The organism is Bradyrhizobium sp. YR681 (genome assembly GCF_000282615.1).
Lineage (GTDB): Bacteria > Pseudomonadota > Alphaproteobacteria > Rhizobiales > Xanthobacteraceae > Bradyrhizobium.
Map to the genome: position 1 here is coordinate 1 of NZ_AKIY01000198.1, position 25,169 is coordinate 25,169.

24 protein-coding genes and 1 tRNA gene are annotated in these 25,169 nt (G+C 64.6%); 6 read left to right on the forward strand and 19 right to left on the reverse strand.

Translation table 11 applies throughout. The features are described from left to right. On the reverse strand, positions 1-729 hold a 729-nt coding region (locus PMI42_RS18320; RefSeq protein ID WP_035966069.1), incomplete at its 3' end, for an SDR family NAD(P)-dependent oxidoreductase. 120 nt (positions 730-849) lie between these two features. Here PMI42_RS18320 and PMI42_RS18325 point away from each other — a divergent pair. After that, complete coding sequence (locus tag PMI42_RS18325) at positions 850-1,740, forward strand: LysR family transcriptional regulator (RefSeq protein WP_008136766.1); 891 nt, start codon at positions 850-852, stop codon at positions 1,738-1,740. A gap of 47 nt (positions 1,741-1,787) precedes the next feature. On the opposite strand, the gene PMI42_RS18330 is transcribed toward PMI42_RS18325, so the two are convergent. From PMI42_RS18330 to PMI42_RS18340, 3 genes are all read right to left on the reverse strand, one after another. Beyond that, positions 1,788-1,958: an RNA polymerase sigma factor region1.1 domain-containing protein gene (locus tag PMI42_RS18330; protein ID WP_008136768.1), complete on the reverse strand. Its 171-nt coding sequence runs from the start codon at positions 1,956-1,958 to the stop codon at positions 1,788-1,790. 264 nt (positions 1,959-2,222) lie between these two features. Further along, positions 2,223-3,053, reverse strand: coding sequence for an enoyl-CoA hydratase (locus tag PMI42_RS18335; protein ID WP_008136770.1), 831 nt, complete (start codon positions 3,051-3,053; stop codon positions 2,223-2,225). Between the two features lie 136 nt (positions 3,054-3,189). Continuing rightward, positions 3,190-3,891, reverse strand: coding sequence for an SDR family oxidoreductase (locus tag PMI42_RS18340; protein ID WP_008136772.1), 702 nt, complete (start codon positions 3,889-3,891; stop codon positions 3,190-3,192). 222 nt (positions 3,892-4,113) lie between these two features. Here PMI42_RS18340 and PMI42_RS18345 point away from each other — a divergent pair, with 222 nt between their 5' ends. Further along, the gene (locus PMI42_RS18345) at positions 4,114-5,898 is read left to right on the forward strand and encodes an acyl-CoA dehydrogenase family protein (RefSeq protein ID WP_008136773.1); all 1,785 of its coding nucleotides are present in this window, start codon (positions 4,114-4,116) and stop codon (positions 5,896-5,898) included. Positions 5,899-5,942: 44 nt separating this feature from the next. After that, on the forward strand, positions 5,943-7,031 hold the full coding sequence (locus PMI42_RS18350; protein ID WP_008136774.1) for a Zn-dependent alcohol dehydrogenase: 1,089 nt from the start codon (positions 5,943-5,945) through the stop codon (positions 7,029-7,031). A gap of 142 nt (positions 7,032-7,173) precedes the next feature. On the opposite strand, the gene PMI42_RS18355 is transcribed toward PMI42_RS18350, so the two are convergent. The 7 genes from PMI42_RS18355 to PMI42_RS18385 form a co-directional block, all read right to left on the reverse strand. After that, positions 7,174-8,646, reverse strand: coding sequence for an amidase (locus PMI42_RS18355; RefSeq protein ID WP_008136775.1), 1,473 nt, complete (start codon positions 8,644-8,646; stop codon positions 7,174-7,176). Between the two features lie 126 nt (positions 8,647-8,772). Next, positions 8,773-9,744 carry an iron exporter MbfA gene (mbfA, locus tag PMI42_RS18360; protein WP_008136776.1) on the reverse strand — a complete coding sequence of 324 codons (972 nt, stop codon included), beginning with the start codon at positions 9,742-9,744 and terminating at the stop codon, positions 8,773-8,775. Between the two features lie 67 nt (positions 9,745-9,811). Then, a complete protein-coding gene (locus PMI42_RS18365) occupies positions 9,812-10,960 on the reverse strand; it encodes an alpha/beta hydrolase (protein ID WP_008136777.1) in 1,149 nt (382 codons plus the stop codon). 128 nt (positions 10,961-11,088) lie between these two features. Next, positions 11,089-11,958 (reverse strand): MBL fold metallo-hydrolase, encoded by an 870-nt coding sequence (locus PMI42_RS18370; RefSeq protein ID WP_008136778.1) that lies wholly within the window; start codon positions 11,956-11,958, stop codon positions 11,089-11,091. Between the two features lie 15 nt (positions 11,959-11,973). Further along, complete coding sequence (locus PMI42_RS18375; protein WP_008136780.1) at positions 11,974-12,585, reverse strand: glutathione S-transferase family protein; 612 nt, start codon at positions 12,583-12,585, stop codon at positions 11,974-11,976. Between the two features lie 144 nt (positions 12,586-12,729). Next, a complete protein-coding gene (locus PMI42_RS18380) occupies positions 12,730-13,572 on the reverse strand; it encodes a fumarylacetoacetate hydrolase family protein (protein WP_008136782.1) in 843 nt (280 codons plus the stop codon). A 242-nt stretch (positions 13,573-13,814) separates the two neighbouring features. Next, the gene (locus PMI42_RS18385; protein WP_008136784.1) at positions 13,815-14,663 is read right to left on the reverse strand and encodes an MBL fold metallo-hydrolase; all 849 of its coding nucleotides are present in this window, start codon (positions 14,661-14,663) and stop codon (positions 13,815-13,817) included. 120 nt (positions 14,664-14,783) lie between these two features. On the opposite strand from PMI42_RS18385, the gene PMI42_RS18390 reads away from it, so the two are divergent. Continuing rightward, the gene (locus PMI42_RS18390; protein WP_008136786.1) at positions 14,784-15,215 is read left to right on the forward strand and encodes a DUF3775 domain-containing protein; all 432 of its coding nucleotides are present in this window, start codon (positions 14,784-14,786) and stop codon (positions 15,213-15,215) included. A 3-nt stretch (positions 15,216-15,218) separates the two neighbouring features. Here PMI42_RS18390 and PMI42_RS18395 read toward each other — a convergent pair whose 3' ends face one another. The 5 genes from PMI42_RS18395 to PMI42_RS18415 form a co-directional block, all read right to left on the reverse strand. After that, the gene (locus tag PMI42_RS18395) at positions 15,219-16,208 is read right to left on the reverse strand and encodes an NADPH:quinone reductase (RefSeq protein ID WP_008136788.1); all 990 of its coding nucleotides are present in this window, start codon (positions 16,206-16,208) and stop codon (positions 15,219-15,221) included. Next, positions 16,205-16,987, reverse strand: coding sequence for an SDR family oxidoreductase (locus PMI42_RS18400; RefSeq protein WP_008136790.1), 783 nt, complete (start codon positions 16,985-16,987; stop codon positions 16,205-16,207). Before PMI42_RS18400 ends, PMI42_RS18395 begins: the two co-directional genes overlap by 4 nt. 126 nt (positions 16,988-17,113) lie before the next feature. Next, positions 17,114-17,626: a CvpA family protein gene (locus PMI42_RS18405; RefSeq protein WP_035966070.1), complete on the reverse strand. Its 513-nt coding sequence runs from the start codon at positions 17,624-17,626 to the stop codon at positions 17,114-17,116. A 238-nt stretch (positions 17,627-17,864) separates the two neighbouring features. Continuing rightward, positions 17,865-19,457: a GMC family oxidoreductase gene (locus PMI42_RS18410; protein ID WP_008136794.1), complete on the reverse strand. Its 1,593-nt coding sequence runs from the start codon at positions 19,455-19,457 to the stop codon at positions 17,865-17,867. Between the two features lie 121 nt (positions 19,458-19,578). Continuing rightward, positions 19,579-21,051: a coniferyl aldehyde dehydrogenase gene (locus PMI42_RS18415; protein WP_008136795.1), complete on the reverse strand. Its 1,473-nt coding sequence runs from the start codon at positions 21,049-21,051 to the stop codon at positions 19,579-19,581. 309 nt (positions 21,052-21,360) lie between these two features. Between PMI42_RS18415 and PMI42_RS18420 the strand changes: the two genes are divergently transcribed. Next, positions 21,361-21,437 (forward strand) — tRNA-Met (locus tag PMI42_RS18420). Here the strand turns inward: PMI42_RS18420 and PMI42_RS38015 are convergent. From PMI42_RS38015 to PMI42_RS18445, 3 genes are all read right to left on the reverse strand, one after another. After that, positions 21,394-23,004, reverse strand: a complete 1,611-nt coding sequence (locus tag PMI42_RS38015; protein ID WP_081502929.1) for a recombinase family protein — start codon at positions 23,002-23,004, stop codon at positions 21,394-21,396. The two genes, PMI42_RS18420 and PMI42_RS38015, sit on opposite strands and share 44 nt — an antisense overlap. Further along, positions 22,976-23,218, reverse strand: a complete 243-nt coding sequence (locus PMI42_RS39240) for a hypothetical protein (protein WP_157195775.1) — start codon at positions 23,216-23,218, stop codon at positions 22,976-22,978. The genes PMI42_RS38015 and PMI42_RS39240 overlap by 29 nt, the downstream gene beginning before the upstream one ends. 244 nt (positions 23,219-23,462) lie before the next feature. Continuing rightward, positions 23,463-24,077: a recombinase family protein gene (locus PMI42_RS18445; protein ID WP_008136797.1), complete on the reverse strand. Its 615-nt coding sequence runs from the start codon at positions 24,075-24,077 to the stop codon at positions 23,463-23,465. Positions 24,078-24,303: 226 nt separating this feature from the next. On the opposite strand from PMI42_RS18445, the gene PMI42_RS18450 reads away from it, so the two are divergent. Beyond that, positions 24,304-25,074: a hypothetical protein gene (locus PMI42_RS18450; RefSeq protein WP_008136798.1), complete on the forward strand. Its 771-nt coding sequence runs from the start codon at positions 24,304-24,306 to the stop codon at positions 25,072-25,074. The last annotated feature ends 95 nt before the right edge of the window (positions 25,075-25,169 follow it).

Consider the following 25,169-nt stretch of genomic DNA (forward strand, 5'->3'; position numbering starts at 1 on the left):
GAGCGGCAGCCGCAGCGGCGGGTTTTGCGCGTCGACCAGCTTCAGGAAGGCCTGCGCCAGCTTGCGCGGATCGCCGCGCTGGCCGCCATTGACGTCGGCCGCGTGCGCGCGGGTCTTGCCGACGCTCTCGTGATAGTCGTCGATCACCTGCGCGGTCCGCGACAGCGAACTGTCGTCGAGGAAGTCGGTGCGGAAGAAGCCCGGCTCGACCACCGTGACCTTGATGCCGAGCGGCGCGACTTCGCCTGATAGCGCTTCGCTGATTCCCTCGACCGCGAACTTGGTCGCGCCATAGACGCCCCAGCCGGGATAGCCGGTGTAGCCGCCGACCGACGAGAGGTTGATGACGTGGCCGGAGCGCTGGCGGCGCATATGCGGCAGCACCGCACGGGTGACGCTGAGCAGGCCGAACACATTCGTGCCGAACAGTTTTTGCGTCTCCGCGTCGCTGGCTTCCTCGATCGCGCCCAGAAGGCCGTAGCCGGCATTGTTGACGAGGATGTCGATGCGGCCGAAGCGCTTCACGGCCTGGCCCGCGGCTTCATGCGCCTCCGCCTCGCTGGTGACGTCGAGCCGGGTGGCGAGCAGGCGCTCGTGGCTGCCCAGCCGCGCGGTGACGGTGGACGGATCGCGCGCGGTCGCGACCACCGCATCGCCGGCCTTGAGTGCCGCCTCGGCGATCAGTGCGCCAAATCCACGTGAAGCTCCTGTGATGAACCAGACACGCATGATGTTGCCCTTTCCATTTATGCCCGGCGATGTGCCGAAGCCGATGGACCGGGTGTAGCGGCTCGCCATAGCTGAGATAATCCGCTATATGTTTCTCAAGCTCCTGAGAAAAATTCATCAATGCGGATCGACCCGTCCGACCTCGCGACCTTCCTCGCCATCGCCCGCCACCGCAGTTTTCGCGCGGCGGCGACGGAGCTTGGGGTGACGCCGTCGGCTCTGTCTCACGCTTTGCGCAATGTCGAGGAGCGGCTGGGCTTGCGCCTCGTCAACCGCACCACCCGCAGCGTCGCGCTGACCGAGGCCGGCGAGCTTCTGTTCGCCCGCATCACGCCGGCCTTCCGCGACATCGACGACGCGCTCGAGGACCTCAACAATTTCCGCGGCAAGCCCGCCGGCACGCTGCGCTTCACCGCCGCGCGCCAGTCGGCGCAGCTGGTGCTGCTGCCGATCGTGACGCGCTTCCTGAAATCATTCCCCGATGTCGGCGTCGAGATCGTCATCAACGACGCCCTGATCGACATGGTCGCGGCGGGCTTCGACGCCGGCGTCCGTTTCGGCGAGACCATTGCCGCCGACATGATCGCGGTGCCGATCGGCCCGCGGCACCGTTTCGCCGTGGTCGGCACGCCCGCGTTCTTCAAATCGCACAAGTCGCCCGCCACGCCGCGCGACCTGAAAGGCCTGCCCTGTATCCGCTACCGCTTCACCTCAGGTGCGCTCTATCACTGGGAGTTCGAGCGTGGCGGCATCGAGCTCGCCATCGACGTCACCGGGCCGCTGACGATGAACGACCAGGATCTGATGGTCGATGCCGCGCTCGATGGTGCTGGTCTGGCCTATGTGTTCGAAGCGCAGGTGGAAACGCTGCTGGCCAAGCGAAAGCTGGTCCGCGCGCTCGCCGACTGGTGCCCGGCCTATCCGGGCTTCTTCCTGTACTACCCCAGCCGAAGGCAGTTGCCAGCCGCGCTGCGCGCGTTCGTGGATTTTGCGCGGACGGCCGCCAAGTAGTGAGCTCCATCCGGGCTACGGACCTGCCGCGAGACAGAGGGCGAACCTCACTCCTCCGCAATCCAGATACCCCGGTCGCTCAATGCGGTCAGTATGGCATCGATGTCTTCCGGTTCCGCCTCGGTCGACGGCAGCAACGCGTTCAGCTGATCGAACGTGACATAGCCCGTCTTCTCTGCCAGCAGCACGGCTTTCCGAACCACCTCAGACCAATCCATTCAGGCCTCCTGAAATTCGGGGTACCTACCCTATGGAATGATCTGATGGTCGGACTGCGTAGCCCGGACGGAGCAACCTCTATTCCGTCATCCTGAGGTGCGAGACGCGCGGCGCTGAGCGCCGCGTGGGGAGCCTCGAAGGATGAACGGCCCCGCTGCTTCCTCGGCGTACGATTCCCAGCAGCCACAGGCGGGCCGTCGCCCTTCGAGGCTCGCCGAAGAGGCGAGCACCTCAGGGTGACGGTCAACGATTTTCGAATGCAGCTACTTCCCTGTAAACACCGCCTTGCGCTTCTCGATGAAGGCCTGCACGGCTTCCTTGTGATCGGCGGTCGTGGTGAGGCGGATCAGCCGCTCCGCTTCGTGATCCCTGGCCGTCTCGAAGTCGAACAAGACGGCCTCGTCGAGATTGTCCTTCATGTAGCGCAGCGCGAGGCGCGGGCCTTCGGCGAGCGACTTTGCCAGGGCGAAGGCCTCGGTCTGCAGCTTGCCGTCGGGCACGACGCGGTTGACGAGGCCGATCGCTTCGGCCCTGATGGCATCGACGCGATCGCCGGTGAACAGCAGCTCGCGCGCCCTCGCGGTGCCGACCAAACGCGTGAGCAGCCAGGCAATGCCGTAATCGCCGCTGAGTGCGATGCGGGCATAGCCGGTGGCGACGAAGGCCGATTGTGCGGCGATACGGATGTCGCAGGCCATCGCAATAGCGAGCCCGGCGCCGACAGCGGGGCCGGGCAGGGCGGCGATGGTCGGCTTGCGTATCGACACCAGCGCGCCCGTGAGCAGCCGTTGCCGCTCCTGGAGATCGGCGACCTTGTCGTCGAAGGACATGTCGAGCTTGGCCTTGTCGCGGTGCGCGCCCATGCCCTTGACGTTGCCGCCGGCGCAAAACGCTTCGCCGGCACCGGTGATCAAGAGCGCGCCGACATCGGGGCTCTCGCCGCAGGTGCGGATCATCATCCGCAGCGCCGGGGTCAGCGTGTCCGACAGCGCGTTGCGCGCCTCCGGCCGGTTCAGCGTGATGACGGCGACGCGGTCGCGGATGACGCAGAGCAGTTCATTGGTGCCGGTGTCGATGGTGGTTTCCGTGGTCATCGTTCCTCCCTCCTTCGTCATTGCGAGGAGCGAAGCGACGAAGCAATCCAGTCTGTCTCCGCGGAGAGATTTCTGGATTGCTTCGCTTCGCTCGCAATGACGGGTGTTATGACGTTATTGCCTCAAACGACGGTCCTCAAAACTTTTCCACCCAGGGCCGCAGCTCCAGCTCCCAGCTCCAGGCGCTGCGCGGCTGCTGCAACACGTTCCAATAGCTCTGTGCGATCGCGTCGGGATCGAGCATCGAATCCGGCCTGTCGTCCGGCTCCGTCCGCGCCGCGCTGCGGATGCCGCCGTCGATGACGAAATGCGCGATATGGATGCCCTGCGGCGAGAGCTCGCGCGCCAGGCTCTGCGCGAGGCCGCGCAGCGCGAACTTGCCCATCGCGAACGAGGCCGATTGCGCGTAGCCCTTGACGCTGGCCGAGGCGCCGGTGAACAGGATCGCGCCGTGCTTGTTCGGCAGCATGCGTTTTGCGGCCTGCTGCGCCACCAGGAAGCCGCCATAAGCGCTGATCGCGATCGCGTTGGCGACGTCGGCGGGAACGAGATCGACGAACGGTCCGCGCGTGCGGCCGCTGGCGTTGTAGACGACGAGGTCCGGCGTGCCGATCTCGCGCTCGACGAGGCCGAACAGGCGCTCGACCTCCTCGGGCTCGGTGGCGTTGCAGGCATAGGCCTTGGCGCCGGTCTCGCTGCAGAGCGCACCCAGCTTCTCGATCTTTCGCGCGGCCAGTGCGACGCGGATGCCTTGCGCGGACAGCAGGCGCGTCAGCGAGGCGCTCAGGCCTTCGCCGGCACCGACGATCAGCGCGATCTTGTATTTCGGGTGTTCCATGGTGTGCTCTCTCGGAGACGGGAAACCGCTGATCTAGGTATCCGCCGCGCGGACAACCAGCCGTGCTGGTCACAATTCCGCAGAGCGAATTGCTCCGTCACGGCGATCATGCCTCCCTGACAATTTGCGGCTTTATCGGCATCCGCGCCTGGAGCATGATCGACATCATTCAACGCGGCAAGCGATAAGAATTGCCGTCGGGCGGGAACGAAGAGGACGATTATGCACAAGCCGGCCACAGTGCAGCCAAATGATGTCGCGGGTGCTCCATCCGGCCTGCTGGCGCCGGATACGTCAGGCATGAATTTCTACCGCGCCGATCAGGCGCTGACGGATCTGCTCCGCATCCACCTGCCGGAGATGCTATTCCGCCACATTGAGCCGCAGCTCGATCGCCTCGGCGGGCTCGCCGGCGGCCGGCTCGACGAATGCGCGCGGCTCGCCGACCGCCACACGCCGGTGCTGCACCAGCGCGACAAGTTCGGCCGCGACGTGCAGTCGATCGAATATCATCCGGCCTATCGCGAGCTGGAGAACGCCGCGTTCGGCGAGTTCGGCATTCACGCGCTCTCGATCCGCAAGGGCATCATGGGCTGGCCGGACAAATATCCTGTGGTGGCCAAGCACGCCTTCACCTTCCTGTTCAACCAGACCGAATTCGGCATGGGCTGTCCGATCAACGTCACCGACGGCTGCGCAAAGCTGCTGGCGAATTTCGGCAGCGAGGCGTTGAAGGCCAAATATCTCGACGGCCTGACCCAGACAGACATGAGCAAGCTGACCCAGGGCGGCCAGTTCATGACCGAGAAGGAGGGCGGCTCCGATGTCGGCACGCTCACGACCACGGCGGTCCAGGACGGCGACCATTGGCGCCTGTATGGCGAGAAATGGTTCTGCTCGAATGCCGATGCAAAAGTCGTGATGCTGCTGGCGCGCCCCGAAGGCGCCGGCCCCGGCACGCGGGGCGTCGGCCTGTTCCTGATGCCGCGCTTCCTCGACGACGGCTCGCAGAACCACTACCGGATCGTGCGGCTCAAGGACAAGCTCGGCACCCGCTCGATGGCCTCGGGCGAGATCAAGCTCGAAGGCGCCATCGCCTATGCCGTCGGCAAGCTCGATCGCGGCTTCGTGCAGATGGCCGAGATGGTGAACTCGTCGCGGCTGTCCAACGGCGTGAAGTCGACCGCGCTGATGCGGCGCGCCTATCACGACGCGATGACGGTGGCGAAGAACCGCGTCGTGTTCGGCAACCGCATCATCGATTTGCCGCTCGGCCGCCGCCAGATGCTGAAGATCATGCTGCCGGTCGAGCAGGCGCTGTCGATGAGCTTTCTTACGGCGGACGCGCTCGACCGCGCCGAGGCCGGCAGCCAGGATGCGGCAGCATTGCTGCGTATCCTCACGCCGACGCTGAAATTCCGTGCCACGCGCGATGCGCGAAAGGTCTGCGGCGATGCGCTCGAGATGCGCGGCGGCATCGGCTATATCGAGGAATTCGCGACCCCACGGCTGTTGCGCGATGCCCATCTCGGCTCGGTCTGGGAAGGCACCGGCAACATCGTCGCGATCGATGCGCTCCGGCGCGCGGTCGGCCGCCACGGCGCCGAATCCGCGCTATCAGCCGATCTGCATGCCCGGCTCGATGACAGTGCATCCGTGCCGCAGGCCTGGCGAGATCGTCTGCACGGTCTCGTCGATCGCGCCGTTGGCTTTGCGCGCGAGGTTGCGAGCAAGTCCGAGAACGAGGCCGATGCGCGCCGTGCCACCAGCGTGCTCTATCACGTCGCAAGCGCCGTCGCGCTCGCTTGGGAGGCGCATCGCATCCACGTCATGCGCGGCGATGCGCGCCGGCTGCTGCTCTCGCGTCTGGTGATCGACCACCGCGTATCGCCGGGCGATCCGTTCCGGCTGACGGAAAATCCCGCGCAGGCGAAGATCGCGGCGCTGCTGCTTGGGGACCGCGATGCCGGCATGAGCGAGGTTGGCGAACTGGTTCTGGCGGCGTAGGCTGCGCCCGCGTTCAAAGCAAAAAAAGCGATAGGGAGTGCCCGATGAAGGCCGCCGTCCTCTATGAAGTCAACAAGCCGCTGGTCATCGAGGATGTCAGCCTGCCGAAGCCCGGCCCGCGCGAGGTCCTGATCCGCACGACGGTTGCCGGCCTCTGCCACTCCGACCTGCATTTCATGGAAGGCCTCTATCCGCATCCGCTGCCGGCCGTGCTCGGGCACGAATCCGCCGGTGTCGTCGAGCAGGTCGGCTCCGACGTGACTTACGTGAAGCCCGGCGATCACGTCGTCACGTGTCTCTCGGTGTTCTGCGGCACCTGCGACAATTGCACCACGGGCCGTACCGTGCTCTGCACCGACACCACCGTAAAGCTGCTGCCGGGCGTCTCCAACCGGATGCAATGGTCGAAGCCTGAGAAGCTGCACCAGTTCCTCAATCTCTCGTCCTTTGCCGAGCAGATGCTGGTGCACGAGAACGCCATCGTCAAAATCCGCAAGGAAATGCCGCTCGATCTCGCCGCGCTGATCGGCTGCGGCGTCATCACCGGCTACGGCGCGGTGGTGAACACCGCGAAGGTGACGGCCGGCGAGACCGTGGCCGTGATCGGCTGCGGTGGTGTCGGCATGGCCGCGATCAACGGCGCGCAGATCGCCGGTGCCGGCCGCATCATCGCCATCGACACCAATCCGGCAAAACTCCAGCTTGCGACCAAGCTGGGGGCTACCGACATCATCAATCCCGCCGACGGCGACGTCGTGAAGCAGGTGCGCGACCTCACCAATGGCGGCGTGCATCATTCCTTCGAGGTGCTCGGCCGCAAGGAAACCGCCGAGCAGGCCTTCGCCATGCTCGCCTCCGGTGGCACCGCCACCATCGTCGGCATGATCCCGTTCGGCCAGAAGATCGAGCTGCACGGTTTTGACTTCCTGCGCGAGCGCCGCATCCAGGGCTCGTCGATGGGCTCGAACCATTTCCGCGTCGACATGCCGCGGCTGGTCGATTTCTATCTGCGCGGCCGGCTGCACCTGGAGGACTGGATCTCGGCCAAGTTGAAGCTCAGCGAAATCAACGAGGGTTTCGCCAATATGAAAGCCGGCAAGACGCTGCGCAGCGTGATCGTGTTTGATAGCTGAGCCACAATGACGGTGTCATCGCCCGGTTCAACCGGGCGATCCAGTACGCTGTGGCGGAAGTTGTGTGAACCAACCGCGGCCGCGGCGTACTGGATACCCCGCCTTCGCGGGGTATGACAGCGAGGACGGCGACGAGGCGGCCTCAATCATCAAACATCTTCGGCGGCACGAACCCGCCGAATTCGCGCTCGATCAGCTCGGCGAGCTTGAGCGGCGTGCGGTCCTCCAGCCACGGACCCACGATCTGCACGCCGACCGGCAAGCCGTCCGGTGCAAATCCCGTGGGAATTGCCGTCGAGGGCAGGCCGGGCAGCGTTGCGATGCCGGGCCAGGCGAGCTGGTCGGGATAGACATGCGCCTTGCCGTCGATTGTGATCCGGCGTTTTTCCTGCTCCGGCGAATGGTCGTGCGGATAGGCTGCCGTCGGCATCACCGGACAGATCACGGCGTCGAACGTCTTGAACAATTCGCGCCATTGCGCGCGCAGCCGCGTGCGCCCGCCATTCGCCATCTGCCAGTCGCGATGGCTGAGCGCGATGCCGCGCAGCCGTTCGGCGGCGAGGCTGGTGTCGCTCTCGGGCAGCGCCGCTGCGGCCGCCTTGGCGCCGGCATAGATCTCGGGCGAGAACGTCGCGCCGAGGAACGACATCAGCATCCGCATGTAAAGCCGCGAGGACGCCGCGAAATCCGGCAGCAACGGGCTCTCGCGCGCGATCTTCACGCCTGATTTGGCGAGGTTGTCGGTTAGCCGGTTGATGGTGCCGCGCACCGCATTGTCGGTCGGCAGCACCGGATCGGTGTCGATCACCAGCACGCGAAAATCCCTGAAGGCCGTGTGGCGCGCCGGCGGCAGCTCGAGCCGGTAGGCCAGGCCCGCATCGATGGGGTCGGGTCCCGCCATGACGTCGAGCACGAGCGACAAGTCGGCAGCGCTGCGCGCCATCGGGCCGATCACCGAAAGGTCGCGCTCGAACGGCAAGGGCGGTAGCGGCGGCGGTGTATGCCCGCGCATGGCGACGAGATTGAAGGTCGGCTTGTGCGCGTAGACGCCGCAATGGAACGCCGGCACGCGCAGCGAGCCGCCGATGTCCGAGCCGATCGAGAGCGGGCCATAGCCCGCGGCCAGCGCCGCCGAGGAGCCGCCGGACGAGCCGCCCGGCGTGCGGCCGAGATCGTAGGGGTTGTTGGTGGTGCCGTAGATGTCGTTGTAGCTCTGCCAGTCGCCGAGCCCGAGCGGCACATTGGTCTTGCCGACGATGACGGTGCCGGCGTCCTTCACCCGCGTGACGGGCAGCGCGTCCTCCTTGGCGACAAAGTCCTTTTGTGCGGGAATGCCCCAGGTCGTCGGCAGTCCCGCGACGTTGTAGGATTCCTTCACCGTCATGGGCAGGCCGAGCAGCGGCTTTCTTTCGCCGCGCGCCAGCGCAGCATCCGCCTCACGCGCGGCGCTGAGCGCGCGATCGAAATCCCGCACGCAGATCGCGTTGACCTTGCCGTCGTGACGTTCGATGCGGTCGATCGCGTCCTGCGTGAGCTCGACCGCGGAGACCTTCTTCGCGGTCAGCGCGGCCGACAGCTCGACCGCGCTCTTGTAACTCCATTCCGATTTGGCCACGACATGCTCCTGCGTTTCACGGACGGGATGATGCGCAGTTTGGCCTGATGTCGCAACCACCGTTTGAGGGCAGTTATCTTGTTACAATAACTATCCGGGTAGCATCCGATGCTTCATCATCGCCGCCTACGCCGCTCCTATCAGTATCCCTACCGCGAGCACGATCGCGCCGCCGAGCACGATCTGGAACACGGCCTGGAGGAACGGCGTGTCCATGTAGCGCGCGCGGATGAAGGCGATCGCCCACAGCTCGAAGAACACGACGATGCCGGCGATCGCAGTTGCGATCCAGAAGGCGTTGGGCCACGTATCCGGGACAAGATAGGGCATGGTGTGGCCGAGTCCGCCGAGCGTCGTCATCGCGCCGCAGGTGATGCCGCGCAGCCAGGGGGAGCCGCGCCCGGTGAGCGAGCCGTCGTCGGACAGCGCCTCCGCAAATCCCATGCTGATGCCGGCGCCGATCGAGGCGGCAAGGCCGACCAGAAACGCCTGCCAGTTCTGGTGCGTGGCGAAGGCGGCCGCGAACAGCGGCGCCAGCGTCGAGACCGATCCGTCCATCAGGCCGGCAAGGCCCGGCTGCACATATTGCAGCACGAACATCCGCCGCCGCGTGCGGTCTTCCTCGGCCCGCACGTCGGGCTTCAAGATCTCGTCGGTGAGAGCTGCGGCGCGATTCTCGTGATGCTTCTCCTCTTCAGCGAGGTCGCCGAGCAGGCGGCGCACGCCGATATCCTTGGCCTGCTCGGCGGCGCGCGCGTAGAAGCGCTCGGCCTCGAGCTCCATGGTCTCGACTTCCTTGCGGATGGTGTCGAGCGGCAGGTTCTTGGTCAGCCAGATCGGGCGCCGGCGCAGAAAGCCTTTGACGTCCTCGCGGCGGATCGGCGGCAGATGCTGTCCGAACCGCTCCTCGTAGAGCTTCAGAAGCCGATGCCGGTGGCCGCGCTCCTCCTCGGCCATCTCCTCGAAGATCTTCGCCGTATCAGGGTAGCGCTCGCGGAGGTCCTCGGCGAAGGTCATGTAGATGCGGCTGTCCTCCTCCTCGGAGGAGATCGCGACCGCAAGCACCTCGCGCTCGGTCAGTTCGGCAAAAGTCTTCACGGTGGCGCTGTTTCCATAGTTTAGAATTATTCTAAACTATATAGGGCGTCAGGGTTCCCCGGTCAAATCACGCCGCGCGGCTCTTGGCGAGGAACTCGAGCAGCAGCCGGCTCACCTCGGCCGGCTGCTCCTGCTGCACCCAATGGCCGGCGCCGTCGACGAGATGGCAGCCGAGCATCTTCGTGCAGCCGCGCCCCTGCATCGCCTCGAACACGCCGGGGCGCTGATGGGTGCCCCAATCCTGCTTGCCCGAGATGAAGCATGAGGGCACGTCGATGCTGCGCCCGGAGAACAGCTGCATCTCGCTGTTGAGCATGCCCGTGGTGCCGTAGCGGTACCATTGCAGGCCGCCTTGGAATCCGGTGCGGCCATACTCGGCGCTGTAATAGGCGAGGTCGCTGTCCGGCAGCCATTGGTTGGCGGCAATCGCAGCGGGCGAGGGCATCTCCTTTGCCACGGTCTCCGCCATGGTCTCGCCGGCGTCCATCACGTAGTAGGTCGGCATTTTTGCGAGTTCGCCCGCCGACCAGGACTTCAGCGGATACGGTTTGTTGTCGGTCCAGTCCGCGCTCTTGTGATGATAATAGGCGCGCAGGAAATCATGCAGGCCCTGCGGCGCGTGCAGCAGGTCGGCATTGGCCGGCCGCGTCGCGTAATACCATTGATAGTGTTTTCGCGGGCGCGGCAGCGCAGCGAGTTCGCGATGCACCGGGTCTTCGGCCGCAGGCTTCGCCGGAGCGTCGACCGTGTTGAAGGGCATCGGCGGCGCGCCCCCGAACGGCGCGCTCATCAGCGTCACCGAACGAAATACGTCGGGCCGGATCAGCGCGCACCACGCCGCGACCGGGCTGCCGAAATCATGTCCGGCGAGATCGACCTGCCTGTAGCCGAACGCCGACACCAGTCCGAGCGCATCGCGCACCAGGTTGAGGAGGGAGAACGGCGTGAGATCACCGTCGTAATCGGCGGTCCATCCGGTGGTGCGGCCATAGCCGCGCTGGTCCGGCGCGATGACGTGATAGCCGGCCGCCGCGAGCGTCGGCATCACCTTGCGCCAGGAGAAGGCAAGCTCGGGAAAACCGTGCAGCAGCAGGATGCAGGGCCGGTCCATGGTCTCGAACCCGGCCTCGAGCACATGCATGCGCAAGCCGTTGATGCCGTCGACATAGCGCGAGCGGATTCCGGCGGGCAGCGGGATATCGGGGAGCGCGGTCATTGCTTTCTCCACACGGGCAGTCTCGTAGGGTGGGCAAAGGCGCCCTTGCGCCGTGCCCACGTCTATCCAATACGGCAACAGAACGTGGGCACGCTACGCTTTGCCCACCCTACGGCATCTCAGCTCAATCACACCGCCGCGCAGACGAACGCGTTGCCCTTGCGCCTGATCTTCCCGACCGAGGGCGAGGGGAAATGCGCGGTGCAGCAAAGCGTGTCGGTGTCGCAATAGCGCTCGAGGAAGCCGCGGCGCGTGGTTGCCGCCTTCGCCGGATCGACGTCGAACTTGATCGACAGCTCCGGATAGAGCGTCTGCAACGGCGAATGCATGAGGTCGCCGGAGAACACGGCGTCGTCCTTGCCGCGGCCCATCGTGATGGCGATATGGCCCGGCGTGTGGCCGGGCGTCGGCAGGATGCGGACGTGATCGCCGATCTGGTGGTCGTTGCCGACGAGCTCGTGGCGCTTCGCCTCGACCACCGGCAGCACGCTGTCGGCGAAGGGCGGAATCTCCGTCTTCGCATTCTGCTCGGACCAGTGGTCGAATTCCTGCTTGGCGAAGACGTAGCGCGCCTTGGGGAAGGTCGGCACCCAGCGGCCGTTCTCCAGCCGCGTGTTCCAGCCGACATGGTCGACATGCAGATGCGTGCACATCACGAAGTCGATGTCGTCGACGGAGAAGCCGGCGGCGTTGAGGCCGCGCAAGAAGGTGTCGTCGGTCTTCATGTTCCATTTCGGGCGCTGCGGCCGCGGCTTGTCGTTGCCGATGCAGCTGTCGACCAGAATGGTGTGATGCGGCGTCTTGATCACATAGGACTGGAAACACAGCAGCAGCACGTCCTGCTCGTCCAGCGCCTTCGCTTCGCGCATCCACGTCCGGTTCTCGGCCAGCAGTTCGGGCGTCAGCCCCGGCAGCATCTCCAGTGCCGGGACGAACGACGTCTCCTGCTCGATGACACGATGGATGGTGAGATCGCCGACCGTGTATTTCAGGCTCATGAGAACTCCCGCGATTTACGCTGTTGGCGGCACCGAGATCTTCACGGAGGGTCGCTCCAGCATCTTCTGGTGGAAGGCGTCGAGCTTCGGATAGGCCTTGCGCCAGCCGCAATCGGCGAAGCGGAAGTCGGCATAGCCGAGCACGCAGACGAGGCCGATCTGCGAGATGTCGAACGGGCCGTTCAGGACATCAGGCATGTTCTCGAAGCGCGCCATGCCGGTCCAGGCCCGGTTCCAGTGATCGTCCGACCAGGCCTGCCATTGCAGGCCTTGCGGCCGCACCATCTTCTCATAGCGGCACAGCAGCATGGAATCGAGCATGCCGTTGAGCAGCGAGTGATTGGTCTTGGCCTTCCAGCGCCGCGGGCCGTAATCGGGGATCAGGCTGCCGCCGGCCATCTCGTTGAGATATTCGACGATGACGTAGGAGTCCAAAATCACGTCGCCGTCATTGGTGATCAGCACCGGCAGCTTTTTCAGCGGCGTGATGCGCGAATAGTCCTCGTTGACGGTGCCGGGCGCGACGGTTGCCGGCGTGAACTCGATCTTGTCGACCAGCCCGAGCTCGATCGCGGCGATGCGCACCTTGCGGGCGAAGGGCGAGGCGGCGGAGAAGGAAAGCTTCATGGGGAATGTCCTACGCGATGACCGACAATTGGTTTCCGTCATTGCGAGGAGCGAAGCGACGAAGCAATCCAGAGTGTCGCCGCGGAGGGAGTCTGGATTGCTTCGCTTCGCTCGCAATGACGGGGAGAGAGCGGAGGTCGCAGCTTACGCCGCCACGATCTCCTGGCGCTGCTCGCCGAGGCCTTCGATGCCGAGCGTGATGATGTCGCCGACATTGAGGAAGGTCGGCGGCTTCATGCCGAGGCCCACGCCGGGCGGAGTGCCGGTGGTGATGATATCGCCCGGCAGCAGCGTCATGAACTGCGACACATAGGAGACGCACTTGGCCATGGAGAAGATCATGGTCTGGGTCGAGCCGGTCTGGCGGCGCTGGCCGTTGACGTCGAGCCACATCGACAGGTTCTGCACGTCCTTGATCTCGTCCTTGGTCGCGAGCCACGGCCCGACCGGGCCGAAGGTGTCGTGCGACTTGCCCTTGGTCCACTGGCCCAGGCGTTCGATCTGGAAGGCGCGCTCGGAGACGTCGTTGCAGACGCAATAGCCCGCGACGTGGTTCAGCGCGTCGGCTTCCGACACGTACTTGGCGCGGGTGCCGATGATGGCGGCGATCTCGACTTCCCAGTCCAGCTTGGTCGAGCCGCGCGGCTTCTCGACCGCGTCGTTCGGGCCGGAGAGCGAGGTGTTGGCCTTCATGAAGATGATCGGCTCGGTCGGGATCGCTGCTCCCGTTTCCTTGGCGTGGTCGCTGTAGTTGAGGCCGATGGCGACGAATTTCGAGATGCCGGTGACCGGCGCGCCGAACCGCGGCTTGCCGGAGACGGCGGGCAGCGAGGCGGGATCGATGGCCGCCAGCTTCTTCAGGGATTCCGGCGAATAGGCTTCACCGGTGAGGTCCTTCAGATGCGCCGACAGGTCGCGCAATTGGCCGGATTTGTCGATCAGGCCGGGCCTTTCCGCACCCTTTTCGCCATAACGAACAAGCTTCATTCTGTTTCTCCCTGGAGATGGACCGATCGGTTGAACAGCTTCATGGAACAGGGCGGCGGGAAATTCAACCGCCTATGGAGGGGCGCATTGCAGCCCTTCCTTGGTAGGGTGGGTTAGACGGGCTGCGCGAAGCGCAGTCCGGGCGTAACCCACCTCTTCCCTCTCCAGGGATGCAGACGTGGTGGGTTAGCCCTGCAGATGCGCTTTGCGCATCTGCAGGGCTAACCCACCCTACGATTGCGTCATTGCAGCGCCACAAATTTGAACGCATCCCCGTCCCGCTTGATGTGCCCGGCCGAGAAATGACCGCCGATCACCAGCGTCGGAGTGTCGGCAAAGCGCGAGAACACCTTGCGCCGGGACGCGGCGGATTGGACAGGATCGGTGTCGACGACCGAGCACCAGTCGAGATGTGCCATCTGGCAGGGGTGATGGGCGACATCGCCGCTGAGCAGCCCTTGCTCACCGCCGGACTCGATCAGGACGCTCATGTGTCCGGGGCTATGGCCGGGGGTCGGGATCACGCTGACCTCCTCGCAGAGCCGATGGTCGCCCGGGATCAGCTCGACCCGGCCCGCATCGACGACCGGCTTCACGGAATCGTTGAACACCGCGACCTTGTCCGGCTCGGCCGTAGTGTCGCGCCAATATTCATATTCGGTCTTGCCGAACAGGTAGCGCGCATTGGGGAAGGTCGGCACCCATTTGCCATCGACCAGCTTCGTATTCCAGCCGACGTGATCGACATGAAGATGCGTGCACAGCACGGTGTCGATGCTGTCGGGCGGAAAGCCCGCGTCCGTCATGGTCTCCAGGAACGGCGTGCTGCGGTTGTTCCAGACCGGGACGCCGCGGCCCTGCTTGTCGTTGCCAAGGCCGGTGTCGACCAGGATGCGGCGCGTCGGCGTCTCAACCACCAGCGAATGGATCGACATTTTCAGCCGCCCCTCCTCGGTGGCGAAATGCGGGATCAGCCAGGGCAGCTTCTGGATCTCGTCATTGGTCGCGGCCGGCAGAATGAAGCGGGTCGAGCCCACCGTCTCCAATTCCACGATTTTTGTGATTTTGACCTTGCCCACATTCCACGGCATGCGCGCCCCCGATTTTCTTGCTTTCGCGAAAGATGCGGCCTTCCGCGGTCGAACGCAATGGATCATCTGTCGCGATGTTGCGTTATCGGGGGAACCCCAAGACAGCCAGAGAGAGCGACGATGCCAGAGCTTGCCATTTCCGCCGAGAAGGTCGCCTTCATCATCGAGAAGGCCCGCGAATTTGACGTCAAGGAAGCGGATTCTGATCCGGATTCCGGCTCCAACGCCGCCGACGACGGCGAGACCGACGTGCTGGAGGATAACGGGTCTGATCCTGTCGCCGGCGAGCTTGCTGGCTTCATCCGGGCGATGAACGAGGACGAGCAGCTCGACCTTGTCACGCTGATGTGGATCGGCCGCGGTGATGGCACGGCGGAGGAGTGGGACGATCTGCGTGCCCGCGCCGCAGAGGCGCGCGCGGAATACAAGGCACCTCGCCGCGAAGCGGTGCAGTACCTGCTGGGCGAGCCGATGCTGGGCGACCTTCTGGCCGACGGCATGGACGAGCTCGGCATCGACTGGACCGACGAACGGACGACGCCCGTCTCATAACTCTTACCGTGCGCAGTCGACGATCACGGTGCCGAGCTTGTCGCCCTTCTCGACGGCGAGATGGGCTTGCGCGGTGTCGGACAGCGCAAACTGCGCTGCGATAGCGTGGATCCGCGGCCCCGCCGCCAGCCATTTCGTGATATCGGCCTGCGCCGCCGCGAGCAGCGCGGGCGGCAGCGCGAACAGGACGAGCGCGCGGAGCGTGACGCATTTCTCCATCAGCTCGCGCATCGGCAATGTTGGCGTGCGGTTGCCGTTGGTGGCGTAGACCGCGATGGTCGAATTCATCGCCATCAGCTTCAACGTGGTCGCGATGTTGCCGCCGAAATCGACATCGACGACGTGATCGACCCCGCGTCCGCTCGTGAACGCCATCGCCTTGGCGACGACGTCCTCGTCCTTGTAGTTGACCACGAGATCGGCGCCGGCGCGCCGCGCTTGCTCGCCCTTCATCGCCGAGCTGACCGTCGCGATCACCTGCGCGCCGCCCCATTTTGCGAGCTGCACGGCATAGTGCCCGACCGCGCCGGCACCGCCGGTGACAAGCACCGTCTTGCCGACGATCGACCCGTCCGCAAACAGCGAGCACCACGCCGTCATGGCGGGGATGCCGAGCGTTGCGCCTTCCGCAAAGGAAAGATTGTCCGGCAGCGGCGTCACCAGCTGCTCGGCGAGCGCGATATATTCCGCCGCGGTGCCGAAGGCGCGGCCGTTGCGCTGGCCGTTGAACAGCCAGACGCGGTCGCCGACCTTGAACCGCGTCACGCCGTCGCCGATCTGGTCGATGAAGCCGGCGCCGTCGCTGTTCGGAATGACGCGCTCGTAGTCCATGGCACGATAGGAGCCGCCGCGCCGTCCGACATCGGCCGGATTGACGCCGGAGGCTTCCAGGCGAATGCGCACTTCGCCTGGGCCTGCGACCGGCGTCGCCATCTCACCATAGGTGAGGACGTCGACGGCCGGTCCCGTCTGTTCGTACCAGACCGCCCTCACAGCGTTCCGGGGAAGGCGCCACCGTCGAGCAAAATGTTCTGTCCGGTGATGAAGCCGGCCTTGGCGCCGCACAGGAACGCGCAGGCATAACCGAACTCGTCGGGCTGGCCGAAGCGGCCGGCCGGGTTGAGCTTGGCGCGCTCGGCCAAAACCTGCTCCGGCGTCGTGCCGCGCTTGTCGGCTTCGCCTTTCGCGGTGCTGGTCAGACGATCCGTCTCGAACGGGCCCGGCAGCAGGCCGTTGATGGTGACGTTGTTGATCACGGTCTTGCGCGACAGGCCGGCGATGAAGCCGGTGAGGCCGGCGCGTGCGCCGTTGGAGAGGCCGAGAATGTCGATCGGCGCCTTCACCGCGGCCGATGTGATGTTGACGATGCGGCCGAACTTGCGCGCCATCATGCCGTCCACGGTGGACTTGATCAGCTCGATCGGGGTGAGCATGTTGGCGTCGATCGCCTTGATCCAGTCGTCGCGGGTCCAGTTGCGGAAATCGCCGGGCGGCGGGCCGCCGGCATTGTTGATCAGGATGTCCGGCTCCGGGCAGGCCTTCAGCACGGCCTCGCGGCCGGCCGGCGTCGTGATGTCGCCGACGATCTCGGTGACTTTCACGTTCGGATAGGCCTTCCGAATCTCGTCGGCCGTCTTCTTCAGCGCTTCGGCACCGCGCGCGGTCAGCGTGACGTCAACGCCGGCTTCCGCCAGCGAGAAGGCGCAAGCGCGGCCGAGGCCCTTGCTGGATGCGCAGACGATGGCGCGGCGACCTTTGATCCCAAGATCCACAGTTTCACTCCCGAAAATGGCAGGCAGGTTTTGGATGCGCGGCACTCTAGCCAATCGTGGCGCCGCTGATAAGGGAGGTGGCCGCGTCAAAATGCATGGCGTACGCTGCGGCGATGCAAATGCGCCCTAGATGCGCCGTTCCTGCTTGAGGCGGTCGATGGCGGCGGCGGCCTCCGGCGGCAATGTCTTGAAGCCCATCCGTCCGGCCGCCGAGAACAGCGGCCGCAGATGCGAGCCGGCGAGGAACGGCGGCTGGCGGTTGGCCGGCACGATCTGGTCGAACACCAGCACCAGCGTGGTGGCGACGAGGCAGACCCTGATGGCGCCGAGCGCGGCGCCGCCGAGCCGGTCGCCGATGCCGGCTTCGCGGATCGTGTCGTTCAGCGCGAGGCGGCCGATATAGCCAAGCAGCATGCCGACCACCACGAAGATGCCGAAGAACCAGATCCAGTTCTGCAGGAACGGCGCGTTCGGATTGCCGGCGACCTGCGGAACGATCAGCGGCATCAGCGCGACGGCGATGGGGGCGGCCAGGAGATAGGCGAGAATGGTCATGGTGCTGCCGAGCAGCCCGGTCCTGAAACCGAAGCCGATGGCAATGGCGAACGCCGCATAGACCGCCAGATCGAAACTGTTCATGAGCGAGAAGGCCCCGATGGAACGAATGAACGCCGAACCGATCATTCCGGTTTCAGATCGCTAAAATCGTCTGTATTTCCGGCTCCAGAGCTCAGGATTGCGTCCGTTCAGGACTATTCGACGTCAGTAAAGAAACCATCCTCCTGACCGGGAGGTTGGCTCGGGCGTCGTCCCCGCCCCCGTGCGCAATTGCGCGTTCGGCGGGGACGACAGCGCAAGATGGTGCGGCGGCTTGCCGCTATCGCATCTCCGCCCGGATCATATCCGCCGCCTTCTCACCGATCATGATGGTCGGCGCATTGGTGTTGCCGCCGATCAGCGTCGGCATGATCGAGGCGTCGACGACGCGCAATCCCTCCACGCCATGTACCTTCAGCCTCGGATCGACCACGGCCATCGCATCTGTGCCCATCTTGCAGGTGCCGACGGGGTGATAGACGGTGTCGACGCGACCCCGCAGGATGGCGCGGATGTCGTCGTCCGTTCTCACGCCGGACGTGAACATGTCCTTCTTCTGCAACGCGCGCAGCGCAGGCGTCTCCATCAGGCGCCGCGTGGTCTTGAAGCCCGCGACCATCGCCTCGAGATCCTCCGCCTCGCCCAGAAAGTTCGGATCGATCATGGGGGCTGCGAGCGGATCGGCGCTCTTCAGCCATACGCTGCCGCGGCTCTTCGGTCTGAGCAGGCAGACATGGCAGGAGAAACCCGCCTCCTTGTGCTTCTTGCGGCCGTGGTCGTCGAGCATCGCGATGACGAAGTGCAGCTGAATGTCCGGCACGTCGAGGTCGGGGCTGGTCTTCAGGAAGCCGCCACACTCGGCGAAGTTGGTGGTCATCAGGCCGCGTCGCTCACGGCGATACCGCTGGATGGCGCGGAGCAGGGATGGCAACCGGCCGAGCGATGAATGAACGAAGTGCGGGTAGTCGGAGGCGTAGACGAACACGAAATCCGGATGGTCCTGCAGATTGCGCCCGACGCCCGGCAAATCATGCACGACGCCGATGCCGTGCGCGGCAAGCGCATCGCCGTCGCCGAGGCCCGACAGCATCAGCAATTGCGGTGACTGGAACGCGCCGCCGGCGAGGATCACCTCGCGGCGGGCGCGCAGCTGCTTCGTCTGCCCGCCCTGGAGATATTCGATGCCGACTGCGCGCCTGCCTTCGAACAGGATCTTGGTGGCATGCGCCCCCGTCTCGACGCGCAGATTCGCGCGCTTGTCGATGTGGGGCTGCAGATAGGCGCGCGCCGCGCTCCAGCGCTCGCCCTTGTGCTGCGTCACCTGGTAGCTGCCGAGCCCTTCGTGATCCTCTTCGTTGAAGTCCTCGCGGATGCGGAACTGCGCCTCGCGCGCGGCCTGATGGAAGATGTCGTGGATCGGATTGTCCGAGCGCAGCCTGTTGACATGCAGCGGGCCGCCCTTGCCATGATATTCGCCATCGAAATCGCTGTTGTTCTCCGAGCGTTTGAAATAGGGCAGCACGTCTGAATACGACCAGCCTTCATTGCCGAGCGAGGCCCAGTGGTCGTAATCGGCGCGATGGCCGCGGATATAGACCATGGCGTTGATCGCCGAGGAGCCGCCGAGGCCCTTGCCGCGCGGTTGATAGCCGATCCGGCCGTTCAATCCCTTCTGCGGCACGGTATCGAAGGCCCAGTTGGCCGCGCTGTATGGTAGAGCGAGCCCGAATGGCGTCGTGATGCGCCAGGTGTCGTTCCGTCCGCCGGCATCGAGCAGCGCCACGGATGTCCCCGCATCCTCCGACAGCCTTCCCGCCGCCGCACAGCCGCCGGAGCCTGCGCCCACGACGACGAAATCGAATGTATCAGTCACTGATGTTTCCCCCGTTGTATTTTTCTCGTCATTGCGAGCGCAGCGAAGCAATCCAGACTGTCAGCTCCTCAGGGTGAGGGTCTTCTTCTTCGCTGCGCTCGCAATGACGGCTGTTGAAACGCTACGACATGAACCGCATCATCTTCTCCAGCCGCGCGATCCTGCCGCCATAGGGCGGATAGAGATCGGCGAGGCGGTTGAATTTCGAGCGATAGAACACCGGCTTCAGCTTGCTGAACGTCCGGAAACCCCATTCGCCGTGATAGGCGCCGGTGCCGGATGCGCCGACGCCCCCCATCGGCTGGTTGATTTGCGTGAAGTGGAACAGGCAGTCGTTGACGGTGACGCCGCCGGAGACAGTGCGCGCCAGCACCTCGTCGCGCGCCATGCGGTCCTTGCCGAACCAGTAGAGCGCCAGCGGCCGGTCGCGGGCGTTGACGAAGGCGATCGCATCGGCCGGGTCGCGATAGCCCAGCACCGGCAGCACCGGTCCGAAAATCTCCTCCTGCATCGCTGCCATGGCTTCGGTGGCGCCGACGATCAGTGTCGGCGGGAATTTGCGGTGCGCCTTCCAGTTCGGGTCGTCCGCCTTCGCCGGTTGCAGGATCCTGGCGCCGCGTTGGGCGGCATCCGCAACGAGTCCTTCGAGCCGGGCGTAATGCCGGTCCGAGATGATCGAGGTATAGTCCTTGTTGGCGGGATCGGTGCCGAACATGCGCCGCATCTGCGCCCGCACCTTTTCGGCGAAGGCCTGCAACGCGCGCTCCGGCACCAGCACGTAGTCAGGCGCGATGCAGGTCTGCCCGGCGTTGAGCAGCTTGCCGTAGGCGATGCGCTCGGCTGCTTCTTCGAGGTCGGCGGAGGCATCGATGATCGCCGGCGACTTGCCGCCGAGCTCGAGGGTGACCGGCGTGAGGTTGCGCCCTGCGGCTTCCGCGACCAGCCGCCCGACCCGGGTCGAGCCGGTGAACACCAGATGATCGAACGGCAGCATCGCAAACGCCGTTGCGATCCCGTCCTCGACGCCGGTGACCAGCACCTCCGAGGCGTCGAACCTCTTGGCGATCATTTCCTTCAGCAGCGCGGAGAAGTGCGCAGACAGCTCGCTCGGCTTGATGATGACGCGGTTGCCGGCGGCGATGGCGCCGATCGCGGGCGCGAGCGTGAGCTGGAGCGGATAGTTCCAGGGCGCGATGATGCCGACCACGCCGAGCGGCTGCGGCATCAGCCGGTTGCGCGCCGGCAGGAATTGCAGCGCGGTCGCCACGCGCTGCGGCGCCATCCAGCCCTTCAGGTGCTTTGTCGCGTGCCGGATCTCGGAGAACACCAGCATGGTCTCGGCAATATTGGTCTCGACCGCCGAGCGGTGGCCGAAATCGGCCGAGATCGCCTGCCGGAAGCGCTCCTCGTGATCCGCGACCATGGCACGCAGCCGCGCCAGCCGGTCGAGCCGCTGGGCGAGGTCAGGCGCCGGTTCGGCCCGCGACCGCGCGACCATGGCACGGAAGGCCTCGTCGAGGGCGCGAAGCGGCGCGCCCGCCGGAGATTGATTCAACGGGGATCGGTTCAAGGCGTGATCCAAGCCGGGGTCCATGGCGCTGCTCCCGAAACTGGCGTTTTGCCGCTGTTTTGTTGCCGCAAGCTGGCGCTTTGTGGAACTTCTGGCAAGGGCGCGGGAAACCGGCCGAAAATCGGCCTGCCTGCCTGTCATAAAGTCGAAAAAAACGTTCCCGCAGCCCTTTCCAAAGGCAGCCTGCCTTGATACATACGCCTCGCACCCGAGGGCCTTGCCCGGGGTTGCCTTCCAAGGAAGTCTTTGGGACGTAAGAAGCAAGCCACGCGTTCCGCGCCGGCCCTTCATTCACCGTCCCCGGCATTCTGGCATAGGCGCGCAACAGTTTAACGCGGGGTGGAGCAGCCCGGTAGCTCGTCAGGCTCATAACCTGAAGGTCATAGGTTCAAATCCTATCCCCGCAACCAACGCTTCCCTAGACTCTAGGGGTTCAGCCGCCCTCTCAGAAATCCTGAGCAGGGCGGCGAGTTGGCCGTAAATGTCGATCTGCACGGGTTTGTACCGGCCCCGTGGGTGAACGACGACTTTTTCGACAATTTCGCGAATGGCCTCGTTGGCGGCCAAGCGGCTATCTTCGTCCGCTTCAGCCAGCGTCTTCTTGAGGCTCCGCACCTTGTCGCGGTAGGCGTTCGCCGCGTTCGGATGGAATTCGACCGTCGGCGGTACGACCTCGGCAATCTCCGCCTCGATCTCCTCCCGCTCCGCCTCTAAGGCCGCTAGGCGGTCCCGCAAGGCACGGCTCGGCGTTTCCGCCAGCAGAACATCGACCGCCTTTGCGATCGCGCCGTTGATGTTGCCCAGGCGCTTTTCGAGATCGCGGCGGCGATGAGCGGTCGAGCCGCTCAGTTCGCGGGCCATCCGGTGATATTCCCGAACGTACTCGGCGATCAGCTCCGGCGCCGCCAGCTGTTCCTCGATCCCTTTCAAGACCAGGGCTTCGATTGCTTCGCGGGCCACGGTGCGGCGATTGTCACAGAGACCGGTTTCCTTCATGCGGGTGCAGACCAGGAGGGAGCCGCGCTTGTCGTTGCCTCCCACCACATATCCGGACCCGCAGCACCCGCATTTGACCAAGCCCGAGAGCAGGTTCTTCGGCCGCGTAGCGTACTTGCCTTTCGGGCCGCCGCGATCGTCACGCCGAGCCCGGACCTTGTCCCAGGTCTCGGCATCTATGATCCGCAGATGTTCAGCGTCTGCGGTCATCCACTGGTCGCGCGGGTTCTCGCGGCTGATGCGCTTGCCCGTTTCCGGGTCCTTGATAAAGGTCTGCCGGTTCCAGATGATTCGCCCGGCGTACAGTTCGTTTTGTAGGATGCCGTTCAGGCGCTTGCGGCTGCCGGCGATCGTTGACGCGTTCCAGACGCCGCCACGCGGGCCGGGCAGATTCTTCTTGTTCAGCGCCGCTGCGATGTCGCGCGGCGATCTCGCATCGAGGTAATCGGCGAAGATTTTGCGGACGATCGCGGCTTCTGCCTTATCGATCTCCAGCTCACCGGGCTTTCCGGGGATCGCCCGATAGCCGTAGCTGCGCCCACCGTTGTGGCGGCCATCGCGAACAACGCCCGCCTGCCCACGCCGCGTCTTCTGTGCCAGGTCTTTGAGATAGAGCGAGCCAAGCAGGCCTTTCACACCGATGTGGATCTCGCCGGCAACACCGTCCTGTGCCGTGAGAATGTCGATACCAGCGAAGCGCAGCCGCTTGTGAATGCCGGCCAGGTCTTCCTGGTCACGCGAAATGCGATCCAGCGCTTCAGCGACGACGACCTCGAACTTGCCGCCCTTGGCGTCGCGCATGAGGCGCTGCCAGCCCAGGCGGTTCAAGGTGCTCGCGCCGGAAATCGCGCGGTCATCATAAACCCCGACGACGATCAATCCCTCGCGCTCACAGATCGCCCGGCATAGGGCAACTTGGTCCTCAATCGAGCGGTCGGTTTGCTTGTCCGAGCTAAATCTCGCGTATATCGCCGCTTTCATTGTCGCTGCTCGCGTCCGGTGGGCGGGGCTCCCGATGATAATCCGCGATCGCCGCGGCGCGAGCAAGAGCTTGAACGAATCGCAGCAATGCGTCGTTGGGCTTGCTCTCGGCTTGCTGATTGAGCGCGCGAACCATTGTCGCTTGATCGGATTGATCAGGCGCAGCGCGCACCGCGAGTTCGACCTGCGTCACCTTTGCCGGAGGACCGGACATGGCGAGGACACCCCAAGGCACGACAGTCGCAAGGTTGCGACCATCCGGTTGAGACTGGGAAGCCTCCAGGAGTCGAACGGCGTGCTTGAGGGGTAATTGAAGCGTTGAGGCGCGGGGTTGCGAATGCGGCTCTGTCTGATTGCGCGGGCTTTAAAAGCGCTTCTGGGTGCTTTGAGCTATCTGGGTTCGTTTAGAAGCGAATATGCTTTTTAAATCTATCTGGCGCAGTCCTAGAGGACAGCTGTCATCCTAGCTTGCATTCGCTGGCATCGCAAGATTCTTCCTCGACGGTGCGGTTACTATCATTAGACGAGCACAGTCTGGAAATGGTCGAGGCGCTCACACGGAACGCGGCCGCGACCGCTTCCTGTGATTTTCCGGCCAAGCACTGGTCGCGTGCAGCCTTCCGCTCAGCCATCGTGAGTTTCGGCTTGCGGCCGAACCTGACGCCGTTGCGGCGGGCGCGCTCGCGGCCCTCTCGCGTGCGGCGGATGATATCGTCACGCGTCTTGCGGGCGATGTAGCCAACGAGTGCTGCTAACACTTCGCCGAGTTCATGGGTGGTATCCGCCCAGGGTTCGGCCAAAGATTTGTAGGTCGCGCCGCGCGAAGTGATGTCAGCAAGCACGCTCAACATCCGGAACGGCCCCCCACGGGTCAGCCGGTCCAGAGCGGGAACGATGACCGTATCTCCTTTGCGCAAGCGACGGAGCAACCGCGCCAGCTCGCGGCGGTGGTCGTTCATGCCGCTTTCTTTTTCGCAGAGGACGCGCTCGCAGCCTGCGGCCTCAAGCTGAGCGATCTGAATGTCCAGCTCCTGGCCTGACGTGCTCACGCGGGCATAACCGAAGATGGTCATTTCCGCCGCCCACCTGTTGCAAGACTCCTAAATTTTGCAAGGCCGTAGGTGCGCGAATCGGAGGAGGGGAGTGCATCACGAATTTCCTGAGTCTGCACAACGGCTTGTGCAATTGACCCATGAGCGCTCTGTAATTTCATCCGAGGCTTATTCTGCCTTTAGACGCTGGCATTCGTAAATCAGGATTTTTGCATAGAAACGGAAACCTTTTTTATGAGGTTTTCCGATGATTTCCGTGCGTGACGCGGCGCAGTGGGGGATATCGAGGCTACTGCCCAGCGCCTTGATTATGATCCTGGCCAACACAGCCCAGGCTGAACAGCTGCTTCCACCTGTGCGCATCGAGCAAGAAGCCTTTGCCTGCGTCGACATCAGCGTAGTGAAGCGGCACGAGCAGCTGGTTCAGAACGGTCAGACCGAACAGGTCGGCAAGCTGCACATGGTCTATCGCTTTGCGGAAGGCTGCGCGTTCCCGCATCCAGGTCAGTACATGTTTTACGAGGGCTACGACGCAACCAGCAAAGGCGCATTCGTTTGCCTTCGTCAGCGTCCGGGGTCGGATTGCCTCTGGATGAAGCGCACGGCCATCGGCGAGGTGCCGACTTATTTTCCAGGCCGGCGGCTGGAGGAGACCAACAAGGGTGTTCCCTGCACGGCATGGGATCAGGTCGTGAAGAAGACCCGCGAAACCGACAAAGCCATCTACGCGCGCTTCAAGGGTAACCGGCCCTCCGGTGACGGCAATGCGGCGAGTGAGATGGCGCAGGGCATGGTGACAGGCATGCTCGGCATGGTGACGGGCGGCCCCGACAGTGACAGGGCGCGGAGCCTGAACTTGTGCGAGTACTACCTGCTCTCCGCGCAACAGGAAGCCCGCAGGCTCTCGGCCTACGAGTGGTGCCCGCAGCTGGTCGCACCCGATAAGCTCGCCGCCGAACGGAACGGCTATCGTTCCGACATCACCGAAATCGCCAACTCTTGCCTCGGTAATAAGTGATGCGCAGAGGAAGAGTGGCACTGTCGTGGCTACCCGCGTTGCTTCTGGCCGCCTGCCAGGAGACCGGCACGAACGAGCGGCTGCAGGCAGCCGCC

Coding starts and splice junctions, on each gene's coding strand:
- PMI42_RS18325 (WP_008136766.1), top strand. CDS start 850: ATGCGGATCGACCCGTCCGACCTCGCGACCTTCCTCGCCATCGCCCGC.
- PMI42_RS18330 (WP_008136768.1), bottom strand. CDS start 1,958: ATGGATTGGTCTGAGGTGGTTCGGAAAGCCGTGCTGCTGGCAGAGAAG.
- PMI42_RS18335 (WP_008136770.1), bottom strand. CDS start 3,053: ATGACCACGGAAACCACCATCGACACCGGCACCAATGAACTGCTCTGC.
- PMI42_RS18340 (WP_008136772.1), bottom strand. CDS start 3,891: ATGGAACACCCGAAATACAAGATCGCGCTGATCGTCGGTGCCGGCGAA.
- PMI42_RS18345 (WP_008136773.1), top strand. CDS start 4,114: ATGCACAAGCCGGCCACAGTGCAGCCAAATGATGTCGCGGGTGCTCCA.
- PMI42_RS18350 (WP_008136774.1), top strand. CDS start 5,943: ATGAAGGCCGCCGTCCTCTATGAAGTCAACAAGCCGCTGGTCATCGAG.
- PMI42_RS18365 (WP_008136777.1), bottom strand. CDS start 10,960: ATGACCGCGCTCCCCGATATCCCGCTGCCCGCCGGAATCCGCTCGCGC.
- PMI42_RS18370 (WP_008136778.1), bottom strand. CDS start 11,958: ATGAGCCTGAAATACACGGTCGGCGATCTCACCATCCATCGTGTCATC.
- PMI42_RS18375 (WP_008136780.1), bottom strand. CDS start 12,585: ATGAAGCTTTCCTTCTCCGCCGCCTCGCCCTTCGCCCGCAAGGTGCGC.
- PMI42_RS18380 (WP_008136782.1), bottom strand. CDS start 13,572: ATGAAGCTTGTTCGTTATGGCGAAAAGGGTGCGGAAAGGCCCGGCCTG.
- PMI42_RS18385 (WP_008136784.1), bottom strand. CDS start 14,663: ATGCCGTGGAATGTGGGCAAGGTCAAAATCACAAAAATCGTGGAATTG.
- PMI42_RS18390 (WP_008136786.1), top strand. CDS start 14,784: ATGCCAGAGCTTGCCATTTCCGCCGAGAAGGTCGCCTTCATCATCGAG.
- PMI42_RS18405 (WP_035966070.1), bottom strand. CDS start 17,626: ATGAACAGTTTCGATCTGGCGGTCTATGCGGCGTTCGCCATTGCCATC.
- PMI42_RS18415 (WP_008136795.1), bottom strand. CDS start 21,051: ATGGACCCCGGCTTGGATCACGCCTTGAACCGATCCCCGTTGAATCAA.
- PMI42_RS38015 (WP_081502929.1), bottom strand. CDS start 23,004: ATGAAAGCGGCGATATACGCGAGATTTAGCTCGGACAAGCAAACCGAC.
- PMI42_RS39240 (WP_157195775.1), bottom strand. CDS start 23,218: ATGTCCGGTCCTCCGGCAAAGGTGACGCAGGTCGAACTCGCGGTGCGC.
- PMI42_RS18445 (WP_008136797.1), bottom strand. CDS start 24,077: ATGACCATCTTCGGTTATGCCCGCGTGAGCACGTCAGGCCAGGAGCTG.
- PMI42_RS18450 (WP_008136798.1), top strand. CDS start 24,304: ATGATTTCCGTGCGTGACGCGGCGCAGTGGGGGATATCGAGGCTACTG.